Genomic DNA, 21,014 nt, shown 5'->3' with positions numbered 1-21,014 from the left:
ATTCTGCGGAGGCTGCGGCATGCTGGAACAGAGATTTGAAACGGTGTATACGAAATTTAAGCTTCACTTTTACCAGGAGATCTTTGAGCGCTTTCAAAACCGGGAGGCCAGCCTGACCACGGTGGAGACCTTCGCCATGGAGACCATCCAGGCCCTGGGCTCTCCGACGGTAAATGAATTTGCCTCCTTCATGCGCATCTCTCCTCCCAATGCGGCCTACAAGATCAACAGTCTGATCCGCAAGGGCTATGTGCAGAAGATCCAGTCTGAGCAGGATAAGCGGGAGTACCATCTCCAGGTCACTCAGAAATACAAGGATTATTACAACATCAGCAACGACTATGTCCACGTGGTCACCGAGCGGATGCGTCAGCGTTTCACTCCTGAGGAATGCGCCAAGCTGGAAGAAATGCTCTCTATCATCAGCAAGGAGCTCATGCCTGAGATCAGTCTGGGCTCAGCGGAAGAAACCTGAATGCAAACAAGGGAAAAGCCCGACCGGGATTCCGGTCGGGCTTTTTTTATGACTTGTTCTCCAATTCCGTCGGCGCATCCATCTGTCGACATACCGCCCGGCATCGTTATTTGCGTCGGGAACTGCACTGAACCAGGAAGGGCACAGAGCAGGAGCTCTCTCCCTCCAGAGTACCAATGCGTTTGCCAAACACCGTGAGGTCCAAAGCCTGCTGGGACCCTAACACCTTTATGCGGCACAAGGGGACCCAGCCAAGTGCCAGCCAGGCGATGCACACCACCAGTACGCCCTCATGCTCCCCCGATAGCGCCGCCCAGAGCAGCCCGACCAGTGCCATTGCGTACAATGCCAGAATGACCAGAAGCATGCGCATACCGCTTCTACGTTTGGTTGTTCTTTTCTCGTTCATACCGGCACCCCCTGTCTTTGTTTGGTACCTCACTCATATCACATTTTTCCCATCTTGTCAAGCTTTCTTATTTTACTTGACAAAGTCAAGCTTCTTGTCTATACTTGACTTTGTCAAGTAATAAAGGAGTGAGCCCTATGTTTCAAACCCTCTCCTATCACTGTACTATGCTCTACCGCAGTTTCTCCGCCTACACCTCCCGCCGCCTCCAGCAGTTGGGATTAAGCTATGGCGCCTTGTTTCCGCTGATCTACATCGGCAAACATCCCCAATGTACCCAGGCTGAACTGACCCATGCGCTGGGCCTGGATTGGGGATACGGTCAGCGCAGCATTCTGAAGCTGGTGGAAGACGGCTTTTTGCTCCGGGAAAAGCGGGGACGGTCCTACCATCTCTCCCTGAGTGAGCAGGGACTGCGCGCCTTTCAGGTCAGCCACCAGGTCTTTTTTGACTGGGATGCGGAGGCACTCTCAGGACTGACCCCGGAAGAGCAAGTTCAGCTGATGGCGCTGTTGGAGAAAGTGTATCACATTCCCCTGTCAGGAGCGATTTCATGTACGAAACCATAAACAGCCCCTTTGATTACGGCGGCCTTACCCTGAAAAACCGCATTCTCTTTGCCCCCACTTCCATGGGCCTGCCCCGGGAGCAGTGGCTCGCCCGCCTGGAGGCCATTGCCTCAGGCGGCTGCGCTATGATCATCATCGGCGATGTACCGGTGTCCCGGCACGGATTTACTCCCTCGCTGCATACATCAGACGGTTTTGCCTTCTACACCCAGCTGGCCCAGAGGATCCACGCCCACGACTGCCGCCTGTGTGCTCAGCTGCACCAGTCCGATTCCAATCTTGGGGCCATGCTAAAATATGTACCCGGAGTTCTGAGCGGACGTATCTCCAAGGCGCAGCTGCGCCCCCTGCTCAACGAACAGGTGGGTCCCTACATCACCGGTCTGTCTGTCCGCCGTATCCATGCCATCACCGAGCACTTTGGTGAGACGGCGGTTCTGGCTCAAAAGGCCGGGTTCGACATGGTCCAGATCCATGGGGACCGGATGTGCGGCAGCTTCAGTTCCGCTATCTATAACCTCCGGCAGGACGCCTATGGCGGCAGCGCGGAGCACCGTGCCCGCTTTGCCGTGGAGGCGGTCCGTGCCGTACGCAGCCGCCTGCCCGAACTGCCCATTGACTATAAGCTGGCCGTGCGCCAGCAGACGCCGAGCTATGGCAATGCCGGCGTGCTGGAATCCGAGTTGCCGATCTTTGTGCCGCTGTTGGAGCAGGCAGGCGTTACCAGCTTTCATGTAGCACTGGCCAACCACAGCGCGCTGAGCGATACCATCCCACCGGCCGGACACCCCTGCTTTGGCGGAGAAGGGTGCTTTTTGCACCTGTGTGACCAGGTGCGCCGGCTGACCCGTCTTCCTGTCTGCGGTGTAGGCGGTCTGACCGACCCGGGGTTTATCGAAGCACAGCTTAGCGCCGGACGCATCGACTGCGCCGCCATGAGCCGTCAGCTCATCGCCGACCCTGACTGGCCCAACAAGGTGTTTTCCGGGAACTGCGACGCCATCCGCCGCTGTGTGCGCTGCAACCGGAAGTGCCTGGGCGGTATGATGGCCCATCAGGGCGTACACTGTATTTATGAAAAGGAGTCTGACCTATGAGTTATTCCATCGTTTACAGCAGCCGGACCGGAAACACCAAGCTTCTGGCCGAGACCATTCGCCATACACTTCCCGCTGACGCATGCGTCTACTTTGGGCCGCCCAGCCCTCAGGCACTGTCCGCGGAGCGGATCTATGTCGGGTTCTGGACCGACAAGGGGAATTGTGACGAAGAAACCGCCGCTTTTTTGTCCACGCTTACCACACAGGAGCTCTTTCTTTTCGGGACTGCCGGTTTTGGCGGTTCCCCCGCATACTTCGCAGATATTCTTGCCCGCGTCAAGGCCCACCTTCCCGCCGGCGCTGTGCTGACCGGCAGTTATATGTGCCAGGGGAAGATGCCCGCAGCCGTGCGGGAACGTTATGCAGCAATGGAGGATACGCCCCGCCGTCAGGCCATGCTGGACAATTTTGACCGCGCCTGCTCCCACCCGGATACAGCCGACCTGGACGCACTGATCGCCGCTCTGCATACCACGATATGACCTGCTGAGCCAGTATACCCCCTCCTCTTTTTCTCTTCGGTATACTTTTTAGTACCAATCTATAGGTTTCTTTCCCTTTCATATTGCAATTTTTCCCGTTTCCGGGTACAATGCGAACGGCTAAGATATCATATATATTTCATAATCATCCCAAATTTTTGCCTGTGCTTTCCTTTGCTCTTCTGTACAAAAGGACGGCGCATGCTTTGAAACCAAGAAAGAGTGTACCGTATGGGAACAGTCACTACATCAGAAGACCATCTTTTGCTCTCCATCGATCAATTCAGCGAGAGCACCGGGGACTACTATCTTCTCTTTCGCTGCCAGAGCGGCATAATCCATTTCTCTCAGAACACAAAAGAGGTTTTTGATCTTTTTCCCCAGGGCGAAAGCCGCTGCACCCTGGAACAGTGGCGCAGCATCGTGACCGCTGTGGATCTGCCGAAATTGAAGAAGCTTTATGAAGAATTGCTCCGGGGTTCCCGCACCTGCTATACGGTAAACTACCGTGTCCGGAACCGCCTGGGGCAGACCGTCTGGATCAACAGCCGGGGCAAATGCTTTCTGGATGCTTCCGGCAGGCCGGACTATGTCCTGGGCCGCCTTTCCGTTCAGTCTTCCCCGGACCGTCCCGATGGCGCATACCATCACGCGGCCCTCAGACAGGAACTGGAGCAGCTGCGCCGCGCCGCACGCGAAGGTTTTCTGCTTATCATGGGTGTGGACAATTTAAGGAGCATCAACCTCAAACACGGCCGGGAGTTTGGGGATGCTGTGGTGCGGAGCCTGGCTGAGGGTATTGTGGATACCGTTGGAAATGTGGAACAAATCTTCCACATCAACGGCGACAGTTTCGCTGTGGTACTGCCCGGTGCCGCGGCAGACGATGTGGTTTGCTATTTTCGCTCCATTCAGGATAAGCTCCGGGGACAATGTACCATATCTGGCGGCAGTGTGCCGCTGTTGGACTATCAGGTACCGGAATCCTCTGTCCTCATTCAATATGCCGAAAGCTCTCTGGAAGCCGCCAAAGCCTCAGGGAAAAATCGTCTGTGCTTCTTTTCTCCGGAGGACTATGAAAAAAAATTGACCGCCCTCGAACTGCGCGAGGATCTGGAAACCGCCGTTCGCCGCGGCTTTGCGGGCTTTTCCCTCTGCTACCAGCCCCAGGTCCGTTCCGAATCTTTTGATCTGTTTGGCGCCGAGGCTCTGCTTCGGTTTGAATCTGCCCGCCGCGGCACGGTTCCGCCCGGAGAATTTATCCCCATTCTGGAGGAAAGCGGCCTCATCTACCAGGTTGGGCTTTGGGTCCTCCAATGCGCTCTGGAACAGTGCCGCATCTGGCGGGCACAGTTTCCTTCGTTCCACATCAGTGTGAATATGTCCTACATGCAGCTTTACCGCGCCGAAATCGAGACGGATGTGCTGCGGATCCTCAAGGCAAGCGGCCTGCCGGGCGACGCGCTGACCATTGAAGTCACCGAAAGTATGCAGCTGCAGGATTATCAACATCTGAACACCATCTTCAGCGCGTGGAAGCAGGAGGGAATCGGCATCTCGGTGGACGACTTCGGCACCGGTTACTCCAGCCTGAGCTGGCTGAAGGAGCTGACCGTGGACGAGATCAAGATCGACCGGTGTTTTGTCAGTGGGGTACAAAACAGCGCCTATAACCTCCGCCTGATCTCGAATATGATCGAGTTGGCTGACAGCTGCCACATTCGTGTCTGCTGTGAAGGCGTGGAAACACCGGAAGAGCTCCTTGCTCTGGAACGCCTGCATCCAACGCTTTACCAGGGGTCTCTGTTTGCCACACCCAGCGTTCCAGATTCGTTTGCACACCATTATCGGAGCCGCCAAGATCTCTTGCGGCTCTCCAACGCAGGGCAGGCCGCGCAGTACGGTCAGGGTACGCTTGAAGATGCATCCTATTTTTCCCCGGAAAAAGCAGAGCTTGAAAGCGCGTTGCTGGATGCAACCGAGGACATTCTCTCTCTCTGCGACATGCAGACTCACGAGATCTACTATCTCAACCAAGCAGGACAGCGGCTTTACGGCCTGCGGGATTATCGGGGCCAAAAGTGTTACAAGGTATTCCGTGGAATGGACACTCCATGTGCGTTTTGCCCCAACGAGCATCTCCGGCAGGATTCTTTTTATGTCTGGGAAGACCATAACGATTACTGCGGCCGTCACTTTTTACTAAAGGATAAGCTTCTCCTGCTCAAGGGCAAAAAACTCCGCATGGAAGTAGCGGTGGACATCACCAAGCGGGAATACATCAGTCAGACCACCCGAGAGCGTCTGGAATTTGCCCAGACTGTGGCAGGCTATGTAGAGGCCCTGGCCAGGCAGACCGACTACCGGCACGCTGTGGACCAGGTTCTGAAATCCGTCGGAGAATTTTACCGGGCAGACCGGGCTTATCTCTTTGAGCCCAGCCCTCTGCACCCTGGGCACTGGGACAATACGTTTGAATGGTGTGACCACCAGGTACTGCCGCAGCGGGAGCATCTGCAAAATGTGCCGCCCAACGCCCTTGAGCGCTGGATGCGCCTGTTTGAGCAGCAGCGCTCCATTCTCATCTACAACCTGGAACCGCTGCAAAAAACCTCTCCCCTGGAGTGGCAGACTCTGCACCAGCAAGGCATTCAGCGTCTCATTGCGGTCCCGCTGCTGGACAACAGCCAGGTGATCGGGTTCATCGGCGTGGACAATCCGCGCCGGTCCATCCACGACGACTCACAGGCACGGGTGCTGGCCAGTTTCCTGGTCACCCGGTTCCGGCTGGAAAAGGCCCAGCAATAGTTTCTGCTCTCCCATCACGCAAAAAGCGCCGCCCCTGTCGTAAAACAGGGGCGGCGCCTTTTTGTCGCCTCACAGCTCAATGTTGTAGTCGATCATATCGTCATAAAGCTTGTCACACAATGTAAAGTCCTTTTTCTCCATTGCCTCCAAAATCGCCCGGTGGCGAAAATCCCCTTCCAGCGGAGATACCCCCTTTTTCTCCCAGGTATCCAACCGCTTTTGCAGGGTAAGGGCAATGTACTTCTCAATGGTGGAACGCGCCACAGTAAAACAGTAGCTGTACAGCGTGTTGTGAGACATGAGACACACCTTCGCGTGGAAATCGCAGTCCCGCCGGGCCATCTCCTTCAGATCCGCTTCCGTCACAGGAATGGCAACATTCCGCTTGAACGCATCGTAATCATCGCACAACTCATGAAGCTCCCGGAATTCCGCCGCACTCGCCCGCAATGCGGCCAAATGCGCACACTCCTTCTCAATCAGCTTTCGAAAATCACATACATCTTCCATCAGCTTTGGATCGCTGAACAGATCCTCCGCCGCGCTGATATAGTCGGAAAATTCAAACTTTTTCACATAAGTTCCGTCGCCCACACGGGTCTCAACCAGTCCCAGAGCATTCAGCCGCTGCAGCGCCATACGAACCGTCAAACGGTTGACCCCGTATAAGTTGGCCAGTTCAAGCTCCGAGGGCAGCTTTTCATTTTCCTTCCAACGGTGGGCAACGATGTTTTCACGTAAATTCTGATAAACCTGCTCTCCGGCTGTGATCTTCTCAACTTTTTTGATCGTCGTCATTTTCTTCACTCCTGCGGCTAAACTATGCGCCCTTCGGAACGTGCTTTTTTGTTTTATTATAACACGCTTATCTATATTATACAAATATTTTCATTTTATCTCTCTTTTTTGCCCAAATTAGACAGAGTGCACAAGAATTCGCTTGACACAGCCGTCATCCTGTGCAATAATTTGCTTGTCAATCAGATAATCAGGCGAACAGGTGACCTGATTATCCATATGGGCCCGTACCACACCTATCATTGCAAGGAGGGGAATTTATGCTGTTGTTCTGGTTTGTGTTGTCCGTGGTTTTGCTCATCCTCATGATCTCCAAGCTAAAGGTCCATGCGTTTCTCAGTCTCCTGCTCGTCTCCGTCTTTTTTGGTCTGTGCGCCGGTATCCCCCTGGCCGAACTGCCCGATATCATCGCCGGTGGATTTGGCAGCACCATGACCAGCATTGGTATCGTAATTGTCTGCGGCGTGGTCATCGGTACATTCCTGGAGTATACCGGTGGTGCCCAGAAAATTGCCGACGCCATTTTGAAAGTAATCGGCATCAAGCGCGCTACCTACGCCACCTCTATTACCGGCGCCTTTGTCTCCATCCCGGTGTTCTGTGATTCTGGTTTCGTCATCCTCAACCCCATCATCAAGGGCATCTCCCGCCGGGGTAAAATTCCCTATGCCGCTCTGGTGGTGGCTCTGATGGCCGGTCTTTTGTGCACCCACTCCTTCATTCCGCCTACGCCCGGCCCCGTGGCGGCCGCCGCGCTCTATGGTGCGGAGATTGGTCAGGTCATGTTCTATGGACTGATCGTCTCCATCCCCGTTGTTATTGTCTGCTCCCTCTGGGCCAACTCCCGCTTTGTCAAGGGCGCGTTTCCCGACGTAGCCACCGAGAGTGAACTGGACGCTCAGCAGGAGGAAGAGTTCCATAAGGTCGTAGCACACGCGCCTTCCACTCCCATGTCCTTCATTCCCGTGGCTCTTCCCATTTTGATCATCATCCTTAAGTCCTTTTTCGGCGACGCTGAAGGCAATGTCGTTCAGCAGATCCTGAACTTCGTCGGCACCCCCTGGGTGGCTCTGCTCATCGGTACCGCTATCTGCTTCCTGCTCCCCACCAAGCTGGATGAGACGGTCACCAACGGCTGGGTAGCCAAGTCTCTGGAAAACGCCGCTGAAATCATGTGCATCACCGCTGCGGCCGGTGGATTTGCCAAGGTCCTGCAGGCCACCACCATCGGCGACACGCTGACCGGTCTGGTCCTGGACGCCGGCCTCCCCGCCGTGTTTGTCCCCTATCTGATGGCCGCCCTGATCAACCTGGCCCAGGGTTCCGCTACCGTCGCTCTGACCACCGTAGGCGGTATCCTCGGCCCCATGCTCCCCTCGCTGGGTCTGAACCCCGTGGTTGCCACGCTGGCCACCGCTGCCGGTTCTCTCTCCTTCTGCCATACCAACTCCTCTTATTTCTGGTGCGTTACCAAACTGGGCGGTCTCAAGCTGACCCAGAGTTACCGGCTGATCACACTTACTTCGGTCATCATGGGCTTAGTCGCCATGGTGGTGATCTGTATCCTAAATGTCTTGCTCCAATGATCCATGTATAAACAATTGAAAGGAAAGAACGGAGGATCGCTATGAAAATTACCAGTGTTGATATCATCAAAGCCTTTAAAACCCCTTCCGTGGCCGCCGAAGTGGCTGTCGGCAATGTACCCTGGCATCCTGTATTTGTGCGCATCAACACCGATGAGGGAATCAGCGGATATGGTGAGATCGGTGTGGCTTACGGCAACGCTCAGAGCGCCGGCTTCGGTATGGGCGTGGATTTTGCCAAGTGTATCATCGGCCTGAACCCCATGAACAATGAGGAGATCTGGAACCGCCTGCACCGACTCACCTTCTGGGGGATGGGCAACGGCGGCGTGATCATGGCCGGTATCTCCGGCATCGACATCGCTCTGTGGGACATCCGCGGCAAGGCGCTCAACGCACCAGTCTATCAGCTGTTGGGCGGCAAGACCAACCATAAGCTGCGCGCTTATGCCAGCCAGCTCCAGTTTGACTGGGGCAAGGTCAGTCACTCCCTGGCCAAGCCTGAGGAATACGCCGAGGCCATGCGCAAAGCCATGGCGGACGGTTTTGACTGTGTCAAGGTCGATCCCGTGGGCTTTGATGCCAACGGTGTCTGGATGGGCCGCAGCAGCCGCGGCATCCTCCAGCGTGACCAGCTCCAGCTGGCGGTGGACCGGGTAGCGGCCATGCGGGAAGTCGGCCCCGACGTAGACATTATCATCGAGCTGCACGCGCTGACCGACGCCACTACCTCTGTCCAACTGGGCCGCGAGCTGCAAAAGCTCAACTGTTTCTATTACGAGGAGCCAACTCAGCCCCTCAACCCAGCCCTGTTCCGGGAGATCAACAGCAAGGTAGAGATTCCCCTGGCCACCGGCGAGCGGGTATACACCCGCTGGGGATACCGCCAGTTCTTCGAAGACCACTCCATCGGTATCATTCAGCCCGACCTGTGCAACACCGGCGGACTGACGGAGGGTAAGAAGATCTGTGATATGGCCCATGTCTATGATATCGGTGTCCAGGTCCACTGCTGTGGCGGTCCCATCTCCGCTGCGGCGGCCCTGCAGCTGGAGGCGGTCATCCCCAACTTTGTGATCCACGAGCTGCACGCTTCTGCCCTGATCGAAGACAACATCCGCCTGTGCAAATACGATTATGTGGCAAAAGACGGTTATTTCGAAGTTCCGGACCTGCCCGGCATCGGCCAGGAACTGACCGAGGAGGCCATCGCAAACGCCGAAGTGGTCACCGTAAAATAATACCGCGCGTGAGAATACCCTCCCTCCCCCCACACCATGATTTAACCACCTTCTCTCAACGTACAGAAAGCCCGGACACCACTGGTGTCCGGGCTTTCTTACATATAATTAAGACTCAGTCCCAGTCTTGTTCCGCCGCGAGGATCGTCCCGTCTCTGGCGTCGATCTCATATTCATACTCTCCGCCGCCAGCCTTGAATTCCACCTTATAGTGGGGGATGTCGTCGTCCAGCTCGTCCTCGATCTCCAATTCGCGGAGAGCATCTGAGGCTACTCCCGCATGCCGCAGCGCGGCATTGAGCGCCTCCTGTTCTCCGATCAGCTGGCTCGAGGCCGAAGTCTGAGCATGTTCCTCCTTTTGCCCGCTGCGTATAGAACCATTGGTCCCATCGATCTCATACTCAAATTCGATGCTTCCCACCCAAAATTCTATTTTATAGACGATGCGGCCATCCTCCCGGTCGCGCTCGACCTCAAGTCCGGAGACCTCATTCTCCTGCACGCCGGCATTTCCAAATGCTGCCGCCTTGGCCGCAGACTCCCCGATATCCGCCGTCTCCGCTGCAGTAGTCCCAGATGCACTGGAACTGTTCTGCTTTTGCTCCCGCTCGTACTGGACGATCGCTCCCGTAGCGGCATCAATGTCATACTCATACTCCGTACCGCCGGCAAAAAACTCCACCTCATAAACCATCCGTCCGTCCTCATAATCATAGTCGGACTTCAGATACTGTGTATCCGCCGCCGTCACTCCGGCATGCTCCAGAGCGATCTGCTGGGCCGCTTCCGCACCAATATAGGCGCTTTGACTGGCCGTACCGCTGGAATGAATGGCCGTGTTGCTCTCTACCGCCGTCTCCCCCGTCCCGGTGGAATCCACCTGGACGGCAGTGGAATTGGCCAGCAGATTCAGTTCATTGATGGACAGCCCCACCAGGGACTCAAAATCCAGTGTGCTGCTGCTGTCCACCAGTGACTGGATAAGGCTTGCCTTTCCCAACGAAATACCATATTCGTCCGCTTTTTGCTGCAAGTCTGTGCTGGCGCTGACCGTCTGAGACAAAATCGCACCATTGATCTGAGCTGACTCCAGCACCTGCTCCACCTCGGCGGCTAACCGCTGTTCCAGTTCCTCCCCACGGGTAACATCGCTGTCTTCCACCGAGATCAGGATGGAATTGGCCAGTTCATCCACATAGCCATGCTTGAGCAGTGAACCTACAATAGCATTTACCGCCACATTCAGGTCCGTCCCCTTCAGTTCCATCCCGTCCAGGATGTCGTCGGCATCGTCGTTGAGCGCCACGGCGCTGAGCACTTTTTCCCGGCGATTCACCTCCAGCTTGACCCCCGGATTCACGTCCAGCGACACCACAGAGGCTACGGCTCCCGCCGTCTGATAAAATCCGATCCCTGCTCCGGTTCCCACCAATACCAGCGCCAGACAGGCCGCTATCAGACCGGTCCAACGTTTGCGATGCGATGTCCGCACCGGTGTGCTCATCGGTATGATCTTCTGCCTCTGGGGCGTACATTGGGAGAGCAGCCCATCCAGGTCATTCGGAGCGGCATGGTCTAACGCCGTACGCAGACGCTTTTCCAAGTCGTAGTCCGTCACTTGCTCTCCCCTCCTTCCAGCTTTGTCTTAAGTTTCTGCAGCGCCCGTCGGTATTTGGACAGCACCGTGGCCAGAGGTAGTTCCAACAGAGCCGCGATCTCGCGATGCTTGAATCCCGTCACCGCGTGGAGAATCACAATCTGCCGCTCTTGGTCAGCCAGTTCATTCATGGCCATATTCAGCACATGCCGGTCTTCCGCCGTCAGCAGCGGGTTCTCTCCCGCCACCTTCTCCCACTCCTCCGGCGTCATATCCTGTGCCTTGCCCCGTTCCCGCAGCTTCATCAGCGCAAGATTTCTGGCTATGGTCAGGATCCATGCCAGTGGCGTCCCGTTGGGACGATACTGCCCTGCATGTTCCCAGACCCGGATAAAGGTGTCCTGTGTCACATCCTCGGCATCATGCTGGTTTTTCAGATAGGACAGCGCAAGACCATAGACCGCCGTCCGCCCCCGGCGGTACAGCTCCGCCAAAGCCTCCTGCTCCCCCTTCGCCAGCGCTGCCATCAGCGGCTCCAGCACAGCCGGTGCAGTTAAGGCGCGGCTCTCCTCCGCCATCATTTCAAGCAGAATTAACATGGTGTCGCGCTCCCGTCATTTGTATAATGTTCAGACCAGCGTTTTTATTGCATCCGTTTCATTTTTATTATATCTTATTCCATTTCCTTTCGTAAAGCCTTTTTCTGGACGTCGGTCTTTCTTTCCCGCTCCGGCTGCTGCATGGCTGTCTCCAGCTTTTTCAGCGCCTTTTTTTCAATGCGGGATACATAGGAACGTGAAATTCCACACTGCTCTGCAATCTCTCGCTGGGTCAACGGCTTTCTTCCGCTGAGTCCATAACGTAGAATCACTACCATGGCCTCCCGTTTATCCAAGCAGTTTTTTACACACTTCCGCACCTTTACACAGGAGTCTCTGACATCCATTTCCTCCAGCATATTGTCATCCACGCAAATGGTATCCATCAAGGAGAGGCTGCTCCCATCGTCGCTGTCGATCGAGTCGGAAAGGGATACTTCTCCCTGATTTTTGCGCTGTGCACGGAAATACATCAAAATCTCATTCTCTATACATCGGGAGGCATAGGTCGCCAGGCGAATGTTCTTGTCCAGTTTGAAGGTGCTGATTCCCTTAATCAAACCAATCGTCCCAATAGAGATCAGATCGTCCTGGTCGCCATTGGGCGTATAGTATTTTTTAATGATATGCGCAACCAAGCGCAGGTTGTGCTCGATCAAAATATTTCGCGCCTCCAGATCTCCCTGGGCAAACCGTTCCAGATACATCCGTTCCTCTGCCGCTTTAAGGGGTTTCGGAAACGACCCGCTCCCTCCGCTGGATAAACGCAGGGTAAAAAAGAGACTGTTCAGCATCAGCAAAATCCAGGCACTCAGCATAGCCCACACCTCCATGTGTCCACTCTATTCTCTCCGCGCCTGTCTCTATTCCCATCTGTCACGTCTGACATTTGCCTCAATTGATCCCCCTTTTATTTTTATAGAAATAACAAATCATACAAATAAGCATTTACGAACGCCGCTGTAAGCGCTATAATTTACATTAGAAATATAGGGACCTGATCCGAAAACTCGGCGAAGCCGTCGAATTTTTTGGGGGGAAAATTGTGAATCTTGTAAATATAGCGGCCATGTTGGGTGCCATCGCCACGTTTTTGTTTGGAATGTCCACCATGACAGACGGTCTCGAAAAGCTTTCCAGTGGACGTCTGGAGCAAATTCTGGAACGACTGACCAGTAATGTGTTCAAAGGCGTCCTTTTAGGCGCCGTCGTCACCGGTCTGATCCAGAGTTCTGCTGCCACCACGGTCATGTGTGTCGGTTTCGTCAATGCCGGTATTATGAAACTGGAGCAAACCGTCGGCATTATCATGGGTGCAAACATCGGCACCACTGTCACCGCCCAACTGCTGCGTTTGGGCGATGTAGACTCCGACCAGCTGGCCCTGCAATTGCTGCAGCCCTCTTTTCTCGGTCCTATGCTTGCTGTGGTCGGTATCATTTTTTATATGTTTATCAAGCGCGGACGCAAAAAAACCGTTGGGCAGATCATCCTGGGATTAGGTCTGCTGTTCATTGGAATGAATACCATGTCCGCCGCCGTAGCTCCTTTGCAGGATATACCGGAGTTTCAGTCAGTCTTTACCGCCTTCTCCAACCCCTTCCTGGGTGTGGCAGCCGGAGCACTGGTCACCGCCCTGCTGCAATCCTCTTCCGCCTCCATGGGCATTCTGCAGGCGATCAGCACCACCGGCGTAGTCAAATTTCATATTGCCATGCCGTTGATCATGGGCCAAAACATCGGCACCTGCATCACGGCGCTGATCTCCTCCATCGGCGCCTCTAAAAATGCAAAGCGCACCGCTATGATCCACCTGTTCTTCAATTTGATTGGCTCTGTTTTTTTCCTGATCGTCCTTTACGCGGGAAACCTTTTGTTCCATTTCCCGTTCTGGGAAAACACCATGAATATGGGGTCCATTGCCAACCTTCATCTGGCTTTTAACGTTGCCTGCACTCTGCTCCTGCTGCCGTTCCACCAGCTGCTGGTCAAACTGGTACAGCTGGTCGTGCCGGGAGACGCCGATGAACGCAATCTCTCTGTCCTGGATGAACGGTTCCTCGCCTCCCCTTCTCTGGCACTGGAAAAGGCCCATGACGCCGTGGTGCAGATGGGAGAATTTGCTCAGGAGAATTTCCACCTGGCCGTTGAACTGATCAAAAAGTTCGACCTTAAAAAGCTGGAGCGGCTCAACGAGACGGAAACCGCTCTGGACAAGATGGAAGGACTGCTGGACAACTACCTGGTCAAGCTGACCGACCGCGCGCTGTCTGCCGAAGAAAGCACGAAGGTATCCGAACTGCTGCATACCCTGTCTGATTTCGAGCGGATCGGCGACTACGCCGTCAACATTTCGGAAAGCGCTCAGATTCTTCATGAACGCGGCATTTCCTTCTCTCCGGATGCTCAGAAAGAGCTTGATCAGCTCACCAGCGCAGTGGACGAAACGCTGGAACATACCCTGGCTTGTTATCAGACCCGCCGCCGAGCGGAAGCCGCCCGGGTGGAGCCGCTGGAAGAAGTGGTGGATCTGATCTCCAATACATTGAAAAACCGTCACGTGGAGCGCCTGAAGGCAGGCGCATGCACCATTGAATCGGGCGCTCAATTTCTGGAACTGCTGATCAATCTGGAACGTATGTCGGACCACTGTTCGAACATTGCCCTGCGGATCATACGCCAGAGCGCCTCCAAGGATGATATCATCCGTATCGATTCCCATGCATACATGCGAAACCTGCACCACGGCGGCATGGATCCGGATTTTGATGCACTGTTTCAGCAATACCAGGAAAAATATGTTCTTCCTCTGATGCCCACACAGGTAAAATAAAAAAAGGCCTGTCCCAAACTGGGACAGGCCTTTTTTTATTTTTTACATCATTCGAACCGTGTAATAGACAGCCAAAATCAGCAGCCAGGCTACCAGCACACCGTAAAACACAGCCATAGCACCCACCAGCAGAACTGCTACTGTCACCGCTGCCACGATACCGCAGGTGGCATAAAGCAGCGCATAATTGGCACCCCGGGAAAGGATCTCCTTCTGCTTTCCGCCGATGCGCAGGGTTCCGTCTCCGCTTTGCAGCATCCGGAATACGATCACACTTACCAGAAGGATCGCCCCCAGTGCCACCAGGTAACCATAGCCCATCCATACCGTGCTCAGCCGACGTGGGATGACTTTTACTCCCACCAGTCCCAGCACTCCCAGTACTGCGCCGAAGAAAAATTCCCGCTGATACAGATAGTAGATCAGCGCCAGTACTGCCAACACCGGCACCGCCACATAGAGGAAGTGGATGCCGCTGGCATCAAAGATCGAAATGATAATGGCACACAACGCCAGGACAAAAGCCGCCAGTGTCGCCACCACAGGGAGAAGAATCCGCCGCTTTGCCCGGTGAAGCAGCAGGGTAACAACCAGCAAAACCACAAAACAGACCGGCAGGATCACCGCCAATCGGTCCAATACCACCCGAAGCGCCTCTGCCAAATCGATCTGATCTATGGTATAGTTCACATAAAACCGGTTGAGTGCAAGAAGCAGGATCTCCAAAATTACCGCGCCGCCAATCCAGCCAAACGCCTTATAGAGCGCTTCTTCCTCCTGTCTAGCCTGCCGTTGATTTTTGTCCATGTGTCCATCTCCTGTATTCGGACGCCACCTTAACTCCAGGCGTCAATCAATCATCAATCTTGTATAGTTTATCAGAATTTTCGCCATATTGCAAGATAAGAATCCCTTTCCTCTTTTCTGCGGCAGGAAATTATGATAAAATACGCTTATCTTTTCGGTGAGGAGTCTGCCATGAAACGCCGCCTTTCTGTTCTCTCTGCCGCTCTTATTCTGCTGCTGTGCAGCTGCGCTCCGGCCCAGACGGAGCCTGCCAGCGCTTCCGACACGTTCTTTGCCATGGACACAGTTATGTCCATCACTGTGTACGGCGATATGGGCACCCAGGCCATTCAGGATGCCCGGAGTGAGATCCAGCGTCTGGAGAGTCTTCTCTCCCGTACCGATGCCGACAGCCAGGTCTCCCAGATCAATCTCCACGCTGGCGACGGCACTTGGGTCACCGTGGACGCGGACTTGTCCGAACTGCTGGCCCGGGCCCAGTCGATTACCGAACTGCTGCCCGGCAGTTTTGATATTACCATCGCCCCCGTCATGGACGCCTGGGGCTTTACCAAGGAAGAACAGCACGTCCCCACCCAGCAGATGCTGGATACCGCCATGGACCTGGTGGACAGCCAGCAGCTTCTTGTGGATACCGACGCCTCTGCCGCCCGGCTGGAAGCCAGCGGCATGGAGATCGACCTAGGCGCCATCGCCAAGGGTTTTGCCGCCGGTCAGGCCCAGCAGGTCATCCGCTCCACCGGCGCGGAGTCGGCTATGCTGGATCTGGGCGGCAACGTGACCGTCATCGGTTCCAAGCCGGATGGCAGCGCCTGGCGGGTCGCGGTAAAAGATCCGCAGAACACGTCTGAGTACCTGTGCGTGCTGACCCTGGAAGACGTGACCGCCTCTACCTCCGGTGGCTATGAACGTTATTTTGAGGAGGACGGGGTGCGCTATCACCACATCATTGATCCCAAAACCGGATACCCTGCCGACAGCGGCCTTTTGTCCGTCACCGTGGTCTCGGCCGATCCGATCCTGGCCGACGCACTGTCTACTGCTCTCTTCATTGAGGGTACAGACGCTGCCTTGGATTTCTGGCGCTCCCGTGACGACTTTGAACTGGTCCTCTGCCAGGCAGACGGCACAGTACTGATAACCGAAGGGTTGGAAAACGGCCTTCAGACCCGGGAGGATACCTATGGCTATACCTATGAGATCGCCCGCCGCTGAGCGTCGCCGTCCCTGCATAGGAGATGTGGTGGTGGCACTGCTGGTGGCCGCAGCAGCCGTTGCTCTGCTGTTTGCTCTGCGTCCAGCGCCCAGCCAATACCTCACCGCTCACATTGTCCTGGACGGGGAGACCATTGCCGAATACGACCTGACCACATTGACGGAGCCGGTGACACTGCCCCTGGATCAGGCCCCCTACCCGCTGACCATTCAGATCGAGCCGGAGCGGATCTGTGTACTGGAGAGCGAATGCCCCAGTCAGGATTGTGTCCACACCGGCTGGATCAGTCAGGCTGGACAGCAAATCATCTGTTTGCCTGACCGGCTCATCATTTCCCTGACAGGGAGCGACCCTGTGGAATTTGACGCCATCAGCGGCTAATGGTTCCATGATTTTTCCAAAAAAGGAGGCGCAGTCCCTTGTCTTCCCCTCTGCGGCGGCTTACCCGCTGCGCGGTCCTCACTGCTCTGGCCTTGGCTCTCTCGGTGGCGGAGGGTCTGGTTCCGCTGACCATTCTGTTTCCGCTGCCCGGGCTGCGGCTGGGCCTGGCCAATCTGGTCACGGTATACGCCCTGTGCTGCCTGTCCGGGCGCGAGGCCCTGCTGATTCTGCTTGCCCGGTGCTTCCTGGGCGCTCTGCTGGGCGGAAATCTGATGGCGCTTGCCTTCTCTCTGACCGGTGGACTATTGGCGTTGGCCGTCATGGCTCTGCTGGTACGCGTACCCTGGCTGTCTCTTTTCGGGGTCTCCATTGCCGGAGCCGCAGCCCATAACACCGGGCAGATACTGGCCGCCATGGCCGTACTGGAAACCAGGGCGCCGCTGGCCTATCTGCCTCCGCTGCTGCTGTGTTCACTGATCACCGGAGCCGTCACCGGCGGCGCCTCCATTTTGCTGGTCCACCGACTTTCTGTCGTGGGTGACATAAAATCGTAAGAATTTTGTCACTGTTTTGTTGTTTCCTTTCTTATGTTTACGTCGTAAGATAAGAGCCACAGAGAATAACTGCGGGAGGAAGCATGCTATGAGAACCAGACTCACACGTACCGCTGCACTGATCCTGTCAGCGGTATTGGCGCTTTCCCTGGCCGCCTGCGGCAAAGAAGGCACCACCGAGACCTTACCGAACAATACCCCCACTGTGACTACCCCCACACCGGAGCCTACCCCTACTCCAGACCCTTATGAGGCGGTGCGCACCTATTGGAGCGAAGACCAGCTGACCCAGGCCTGGGGCCCGGATCAGGTCGTGGAACACCTGTTTTTCCACCCGGTCATTGCCTATCCGGAATACACCTTTTCCAGCGCCATCTCCCAAACCCGCCAGGAAGGCCTGGATGACTGGATGGTCACGGCCGATGAATTCAAGAAAATTCTCCAGAGCGTCTATGATCGCGGTTATATTCTGGTCAACATGGGCGACGTATGGAGCGAGGTCACCGACGAGAACGGCGTGACCCGCATGCAGCGCAACACGTTGATGCTGCCCGAAGGGAAAAAACCTCTGATTATCTCCTTCGACGATGTGAATTACTATGAATACATGTTGGCCGAAGGTTTTACCTCCAAGCTGGTGCTGGGGGAGGACGGACAGATCTGGGCAGAGACAAAGGACCCCTTTACCGGTGAAGTCTCTCTCACCCAAGACCTGGACGCTACCCCCATTCTGGACCAGTTTGTGCTGCAACACCCCGACTTTTCGCTCAACGGAGCCAAGGCTATTTTCTCCCTCACCGGCTATGAGGGTATTCTGGGTTACCGTACCCAGAACGACATCGATATCGCCGCAGATGATCCCGCCCGCCCTGCTTTCGACGCCAAACGGCAGGCTGAAATCGAAGCGGTCAAGCCCGTTATCCAGCGTCTGAAGGAAACCGGCTGGACTTTTGGCTCCCATACCTGGGGACACATCCGGCTGGACAGCAAGCCGCTAGAGTCCATTCAGCGGGATACCGTCCGCTGGGCAGAAGAGGTAGGCAGTCTGGTAGGTCCCACCAACATCCTCTTTTATCCCCACGGCGGTCGGCCTGACGGAGACGACTGGCACACCACCGGCCCGGTGTTCCAGTACTTACAGAGCCAGGGGTTCCGCATCTTCGCCAGCGTTGGAATCAACTCCTTCTCTTATATCAAAAAGGATATTTCAGCGGTCATCTGTGACCGGCTCCACCCTGATGGAACGACTCTGCGCAATGGGAAAGCTCTGGAGTGGTACAAGCAGTTCTACGATGCACGGGAGATCATTGACTTGGATGTACGCCCCAATCTGGGTACCACCTGGTAAACCGTTCCGTCTTTCATCCGGGCCCGTGTTGGAGATTGGCCATTCTGCCTCCTTCATTCCCCTCTAAACAGAAATTGGCCAAACTTACTTTCAGCTCCAACTAGCCATCATACAGCAAAAGGTGCGCCCAGACCGGGCGCACCTTTTGTTGTACACGCGCTTGCTCCCTTAGCTCTTTCACCGCACCAGGGATCGTAAACCTTTTACACGTCCCTGGAAAAAACGATCAGCAGGCAGATTTTCCAATAGTTCCAATACGTCATGCTTACCACTTCCCAGCCTTGAGCTGACATATCATTCATCACTTTTTCCGCGTCTCTCTTTTTTACCTCCATGACTTTGTATTCTTTCATGATCTTTTCCCCCTTATGTTCAGATATTCGAACCCACTTAATGCTATTATATAAGAAACCCGTCTTCTGTTTCAAGGAAACGCCACAGCACAATAAATCCCACAACAATCGGAGTTTTGCCCGCCGTTGCGGGGAAATTTTCTGTGTGGTATAATAAATTTTTGATCCATGGTACCACTTTTATGAAAGGAGATGGCCATGATGACCGATCAGGAGTTAGTGGAACTGGCCTTTACCATGCTGGAGCGTTCCTATGTCCCCTATTCCCATTTTCCCGTGGGAGCCGCCCTGGAGTGTGCCGATGGCACGGTATTCACCGGCTGCAACGTGGAAAATGCCGCCTACGGCTCCACCATCTGCGCCGAGCGCACCGCCCTGGTGAAGGCTATAAGCGAAGGACATCGGGACGACTTTGTGCGCCTGGCTGTGGTGGGCAATTCCAGCGCGCCCTGCTGGCCCTGCGGAGCCTGCCGCCAGATGCTCTATGAATTCGCCCCTGATCTGACGGTCCTGGTAGCGCAGGGGGATCACCGTTTCGTAAAGCTGTCCCTCGCACAGCTGCTGCCCCACGGCTTCGGCCCCAAATCTCTGGACTGAGTCCACCCGTTTGATGGCGGGTCCATCATCGGTTCCAAAACCCAGCAAAATCAGGAGGCCCCAAGTATGCAAAGCAATCAGGTCTATGCCATTCCCTGCCCGGATTACAGCCAGGCAGAGGACTGTCTGCGGGAAGTTGTGGCCCGGATGGGCGGAATGGAGCACTTCGTGCACCCCGGACAGCGGGTGCTGCTCAAAGCAAACCTGCTCCGCCCGGCCCCACCGGAGACAGCGGTGTGTACCCATCCGGCGGTGGTGGAGGCGGTAGCCAAATTGGTCCGCGAGGCAGGCGGTACGGCGGTCATCACCGACAGTCCCGGCGGCGCGCTGCAGAAGGAATCCGTCCTGCGGCATCTCTATGAGAAAACCGGCATGACGCAGGCCGCTGCCCGCTCCGGGGCGGAGCTGAGCTATGACACCACCATCCGCGCGGTCTCTCTGCCAGACGGTCATGTGCTCCGTCAGGCCGAGATCATCGCCCCCGTGGCCGACGCCGATGTCGTGTTCGACCTGTGTAAACTCAAGACTCATGTGTTCATGAGTATGACCGGAGCGGTAAAAAACCTCTTTGGCGTCATTCCTGGCCTGACTAAGGTGGGCTTCCACGCCACCCACCCCGATCAGCAGCAGTTCGCCGATATACTACTGGATCTGGCCGGATACGTCGCTCCCCGGCTTTGCGTGATGGATGCGGTGCTGGCCATGGAGGGAGAAGGCCCCGGCGCCTCCGGAACCCCACGGCCGGTGGGGCTGCTGCTGGTATCGGAAAATCCGCTGGCGCTGGACGTGGTCGCAGCTGAGATCATTGGCCTGCCCCGCAGTTCCAACCCGCTGCTGCTGGCCGCCCAGCGCCGGGGGCTGTCCCCCAGCCGGATAGAGGATGTGGAACTCGTCGGCCCGCCGTTGGAGCAGCTGCGTATCCCGGATTACCGGTTTCCTGCCAACGTACGGCGAGAACTGCTGGACATTCTGGGGCCCCTGTCCAGGCCCGCAGCGCGGCTGTGCAAGGCGCTTTTCTCCCGGACGCCCAGTGTAGATCCGCAGCGCTGCGTAGGCTGCGGTATCTGCCAGCGCTCCTGTCCGGGCAAGGCCATCTCTATGGATGCTCCCGGAGCCCGGGCCCGCATCGATCCCAAGGCCTGCATCCACTGCTACTGCTGCCATGAGCTGTGCCCCCACAAAGCAGTGGAACTCCACCGGACCATTCTGGGCCGTCTGTTCTCCCGTTAAACAAAAAGTACGAGCGCCGGGCAAATTGCCC

Annotated in this window: 21 protein-coding genes; 14 read left to right on the top strand and 7 right to left on the bottom strand. The window is 55.7% G+C overall.

Features of this window, described 5'->3' with window-relative positions; translation table 11 throughout:
- The first annotated feature begins 19 nt into the window (after positions 1 to 19).
- Entirely contained in the window at positions 20 to 475 is a 456-nt protein-coding gene (locus WMO45_RS06975) for a MarR family transcriptional regulator (RefSeq protein WP_349139849.1), read from the top strand.
- Between the two features lie 106 nt (positions 476 to 581).
- On the opposite strand, the gene WMO45_RS06970 is transcribed toward WMO45_RS06975, so the two are convergent.
- Positions 582 to 884: a hypothetical protein gene (locus WMO45_RS06970; RefSeq protein WP_349139848.1), complete on the bottom strand. Its 303-nt coding sequence runs from the start codon at positions 882 to 884 to the stop codon at positions 582 to 584.
- 137 nt (positions 885 to 1,021) lie between these two features.
- Here WMO45_RS06970 and bilQ point away from each other — a divergent pair, with 137 nt between their 5' ends.
- The 4 genes from bilQ to WMO45_RS06950 all read left to right on the top strand — a co-directional run bounded on the left by bilQ (position 1,022) and on the right by WMO45_RS06950 (position 5,843).
- The gene (gene bilQ / locus WMO45_RS06965) at positions 1,022 to 1,453 is read left to right on the top strand and encodes a bilirubin utilization transcriptional regulator BilQ (protein WP_349139847.1); all 432 of its coding nucleotides are present in this window, start codon (positions 1,022 to 1,024) and stop codon (positions 1,451 to 1,453) included.
- Positions 1,438 to 2,550 (top strand): bilirubin reductase, encoded by a 1,113-nt coding sequence (gene bilR, locus WMO45_RS06960; protein WP_349139845.1) that lies wholly within the window; start codon positions 1,438 to 1,440, stop codon positions 2,548 to 2,550. Before bilQ ends, bilR begins: the two co-directional genes overlap by 16 nt.
- Positions 2,547 to 3,035 (top strand): flavodoxin family protein BilS, encoded by a 489-nt coding sequence (gene bilS / locus WMO45_RS06955; RefSeq protein WP_349139844.1) that lies wholly within the window; start codon positions 2,547 to 2,549, stop codon positions 3,033 to 3,035. Before bilR ends, bilS begins: the two co-directional genes overlap by 4 nt.
- A 231-nt stretch (positions 3,036 to 3,266) precedes the next feature.
- Positions 3,267 to 5,843, top strand: coding sequence for an EAL domain-containing protein (locus tag WMO45_RS06950; protein ID WP_349139843.1), 2,577 nt, complete (start codon positions 3,267 to 3,269; stop codon positions 5,841 to 5,843).
- 69 nt (positions 5,844 to 5,912) lie between these two features.
- Here WMO45_RS06950 and WMO45_RS06945 read toward each other — a convergent pair whose 3' ends face one another.
- On the bottom strand, positions 5,913 to 6,641 hold the full coding sequence (locus WMO45_RS06945) for a FadR/GntR family transcriptional regulator (RefSeq protein ID WP_349139842.1): 729 nt from the start codon (positions 6,639 to 6,641) through the stop codon (positions 5,913 to 5,915).
- 260 nt (positions 6,642 to 6,901) lie between these two features.
- On the opposite strand from WMO45_RS06945, the gene WMO45_RS06940 reads away from it, so the two are divergent.
- Both WMO45_RS06940 and WMO45_RS06935 read left to right on the top strand, forming a co-directional pair.
- Positions 6,902 to 8,227, top strand: a complete 1,326-nt coding sequence (locus tag WMO45_RS06940; protein WP_349139841.1) for a GntP family permease — start codon at positions 6,902 to 6,904, stop codon at positions 8,225 to 8,227.
- 41 nt (positions 8,228 to 8,268) lie between these two features.
- Positions 8,269 to 9,468 carry a mandelate racemase/muconate lactonizing enzyme family protein gene (locus WMO45_RS06935; protein WP_349139840.1) on the top strand — a complete coding sequence of 400 codons (1,200 nt, stop codon included), beginning with the start codon at positions 8,269 to 8,271 and terminating at the stop codon, positions 9,466 to 9,468.
- Positions 9,469 to 9,583: 115 nt separating this feature from the next.
- On the opposite strand, the gene WMO45_RS06930 is transcribed toward WMO45_RS06935, so the two are convergent.
- From WMO45_RS06930 to sigK, 3 genes are all read right to left on the bottom strand, one after another.
- The gene (locus tag WMO45_RS06930) at positions 9,584 to 11,086 is read right to left on the bottom strand and encodes an anti-sigma-I factor RsgI family protein (protein ID WP_349139838.1); all 1,503 of its coding nucleotides are present in this window, start codon (positions 11,084 to 11,086) and stop codon (positions 9,584 to 9,586) included.
- Complete coding sequence (locus WMO45_RS06925) at positions 11,083 to 11,664, bottom strand: RNA polymerase sigma factor (protein WP_349139837.1); 582 nt, start codon at positions 11,662 to 11,664, stop codon at positions 11,083 to 11,085. Before WMO45_RS06925 ends, WMO45_RS06930 begins: the two co-directional genes overlap by 4 nt.
- Positions 11,665 to 11,738: 74 nt before the next feature.
- Positions 11,739 to 12,482 (bottom strand): RNA polymerase sporulation sigma factor SigK, encoded by a 744-nt coding sequence (gene sigK, locus WMO45_RS06920; protein WP_349139836.1) that lies wholly within the window; start codon positions 12,480 to 12,482, stop codon positions 11,739 to 11,741.
- Positions 12,483 to 12,709: 227 nt separating this feature from the next.
- Here sigK and WMO45_RS06915 point away from each other — a divergent pair, with 227 nt between their 5' ends.
- Entirely contained in the window at positions 12,710 to 14,497 is a 1,788-nt protein-coding gene (locus WMO45_RS06915) for a Na/Pi cotransporter family protein (protein WP_349139835.1), read from the top strand.
- A gap of 42 nt (positions 14,498 to 14,539) precedes the next feature.
- Here the strand turns inward: WMO45_RS06915 and WMO45_RS06910 are convergent, their stop codons facing one another.
- Positions 14,540 to 15,304, bottom strand: a complete 765-nt coding sequence (locus WMO45_RS06910) for a hypothetical protein (RefSeq protein WP_349139834.1) — start codon at positions 15,302 to 15,304, stop codon at positions 14,540 to 14,542.
- A 171-nt stretch (positions 15,305 to 15,475) separates the two neighbouring features.
- Between WMO45_RS06910 and WMO45_RS06905 the strand changes: the two genes are divergently transcribed.
- The 4 genes from WMO45_RS06905 (at position 15,476) to WMO45_RS06890 (ending at position 18,803) form a co-directional block, all read left to right on the top strand.
- Positions 15,476 to 16,519 carry an FAD:protein FMN transferase gene (locus WMO45_RS06905; RefSeq protein ID WP_349139833.1) on the top strand — a complete coding sequence of 348 codons (1,044 nt, stop codon included), beginning with the start codon at positions 15,476 to 15,478 and terminating at the stop codon, positions 16,517 to 16,519.
- Positions 16,488 to 16,901, top strand: coding sequence for a NusG domain II-containing protein (locus WMO45_RS06900; protein ID WP_349139832.1), 414 nt, complete (start codon positions 16,488 to 16,490; stop codon positions 16,899 to 16,901). Before WMO45_RS06905 ends, WMO45_RS06900 begins: the two co-directional genes overlap by 32 nt.
- A 38-nt stretch (positions 16,902 to 16,939) precedes the next feature.
- Entirely contained in the window at positions 16,940 to 17,455 is a 516-nt protein-coding gene (locus tag WMO45_RS06895) for a Gx transporter family protein (RefSeq protein WP_349139831.1), read from the top strand.
- A gap of 88 nt (positions 17,456 to 17,543) precedes the next feature.
- Positions 17,544 to 18,803 (top strand): polysaccharide deacetylase family protein, encoded by a 1,260-nt coding sequence (locus WMO45_RS06890; RefSeq protein ID WP_349139830.1) that lies wholly within the window; start codon positions 17,544 to 17,546, stop codon positions 18,801 to 18,803.
- A 203-nt stretch (positions 18,804 to 19,006) separates the two neighbouring features.
- Here the strand turns inward: WMO45_RS06890 and WMO45_RS06885 are convergent, their stop codons facing one another.
- On the bottom strand, positions 19,007 to 19,156 hold the full coding sequence (locus tag WMO45_RS06885; protein WP_349139829.1) for a DUF4177 domain-containing protein: 150 nt from the start codon (positions 19,154 to 19,156) through the stop codon (positions 19,007 to 19,009).
- Positions 19,157 to 19,357: 201 nt separating this feature from the next.
- Here WMO45_RS06885 and cdd point away from each other — a divergent pair, with 201 nt between their 5' ends.
- Both cdd and WMO45_RS06875 read left to right on the top strand, forming a co-directional pair.
- A complete protein-coding gene (gene cdd, locus WMO45_RS06880) occupies positions 19,358 to 19,753 on the top strand; it encodes a cytidine deaminase (RefSeq protein ID WP_349140003.1) in 396 nt (131 codons plus the stop codon).
- A 66-nt stretch (positions 19,754 to 19,819) separates the two neighbouring features.
- Complete coding sequence (locus WMO45_RS06875) at positions 19,820 to 20,983, top strand: DUF362 domain-containing protein (protein ID WP_349139828.1); 1,164 nt, start codon at positions 19,820 to 19,822, stop codon at positions 20,981 to 20,983.
- Positions 20,984 to 21,014: the final 31 nt, after the last annotated feature.

Source organism: Flavonifractor hominis (assembly GCF_040095835.1).
GTDB lineage: Bacteria > Bacillota > Clostridia > Oscillospirales > Oscillospiraceae > Flavonifractor > Flavonifractor hominis.
This window is presented reverse-complemented; position numbering and strand designations above follow the sequence as displayed.

What these genes read in the sequence shown, in the direction of transcription:
- bilR (WP_349139845.1), top strand. Translation starts at nt 1,438, where the DNA reads ATGTACGAAACCATAAACAGCCCCTTTGATTACGGCGGCCTTACCCTG.
- cdd (WP_349140003.1), top strand. Translation starts at nt 19,358, where the DNA reads ATGACCGATCAGGAGTTAGTGGAACTGGCCTTTACCATGCTGGAGCGT.
- WMO45_RS06910 (WP_349139834.1), bottom strand. Translation starts at nt 15,304, where the DNA reads ATGGACAAAAATCAACGGCAGGCTAGACAGGAGGAAGAAGCGCTCTAT.
- WMO45_RS06925 (WP_349139837.1), bottom strand. Translation starts at nt 11,664, where the DNA reads ATGTTAATTCTGCTTGAAATGATGGCGGAGGAGAGCCGCGCCTTAACT.
- WMO45_RS06970 (WP_349139848.1), bottom strand. Translation starts at nt 884, where the DNA reads ATGAACGAGAAAAGAACAACCAAACGTAGAAGCGGTATGCGCATGCTT.
- WMO45_RS06905 (WP_349139833.1), top strand. Translation starts at nt 15,476, where the DNA reads ATGAAACGCCGCCTTTCTGTTCTCTCTGCCGCTCTTATTCTGCTGCTG.
- WMO45_RS06935 (WP_349139840.1), top strand. Translation starts at nt 8,269, where the DNA reads ATGAAAATTACCAGTGTTGATATCATCAAAGCCTTTAAAACCCCTTCC.
- WMO45_RS06875 (WP_349139828.1), top strand. Translation starts at nt 19,820, where the DNA reads ATGCAAAGCAATCAGGTCTATGCCATTCCCTGCCCGGATTACAGCCAG.
- sigK (WP_349139836.1), bottom strand. Translation starts at nt 12,482, where the DNA reads ATGCTGAGTGCCTGGATTTTGCTGATGCTGAACAGTCTCTTTTTTACC.
- WMO45_RS06975 (WP_349139849.1), top strand. Translation starts at nt 20, where the DNA reads ATGCTGGAACAGAGATTTGAAACGGTGTATACGAAATTTAAGCTTCAC.
- bilS (WP_349139844.1), top strand. Translation starts at nt 2,547, where the DNA reads ATGAGTTATTCCATCGTTTACAGCAGCCGGACCGGAAACACCAAGCTT.
- bilQ (WP_349139847.1), top strand. Translation starts at nt 1,022, where the DNA reads ATGTTTCAAACCCTCTCCTATCACTGTACTATGCTCTACCGCAGTTTC.
- WMO45_RS06885 (WP_349139829.1), bottom strand. Translation starts at nt 19,156, where the DNA reads ATGAAAGAATACAAAGTCATGGAGGTAAAAAAGAGAGACGCGGAAAAA.
- WMO45_RS06950 (WP_349139843.1), top strand. Translation starts at nt 3,267, where the DNA reads ATGGGAACAGTCACTACATCAGAAGACCATCTTTTGCTCTCCATCGAT.
- WMO45_RS06940 (WP_349139841.1), top strand. Translation starts at nt 6,902, where the DNA reads ATGCTGTTGTTCTGGTTTGTGTTGTCCGTGGTTTTGCTCATCCTCATG.
- WMO45_RS06945 (WP_349139842.1), bottom strand. Translation starts at nt 6,641, where the DNA reads ATGACGACGATCAAAAAAGTTGAGAAGATCACAGCCGGAGAGCAGGTT.
- WMO45_RS06900 (WP_349139832.1), top strand. Translation starts at nt 16,488, where the DNA reads ATGGCTATACCTATGAGATCGCCCGCCGCTGAGCGTCGCCGTCCCTGC.
- WMO45_RS06890 (WP_349139830.1), top strand. Translation starts at nt 17,544, where the DNA reads ATGAGAACCAGACTCACACGTACCGCTGCACTGATCCTGTCAGCGGTA.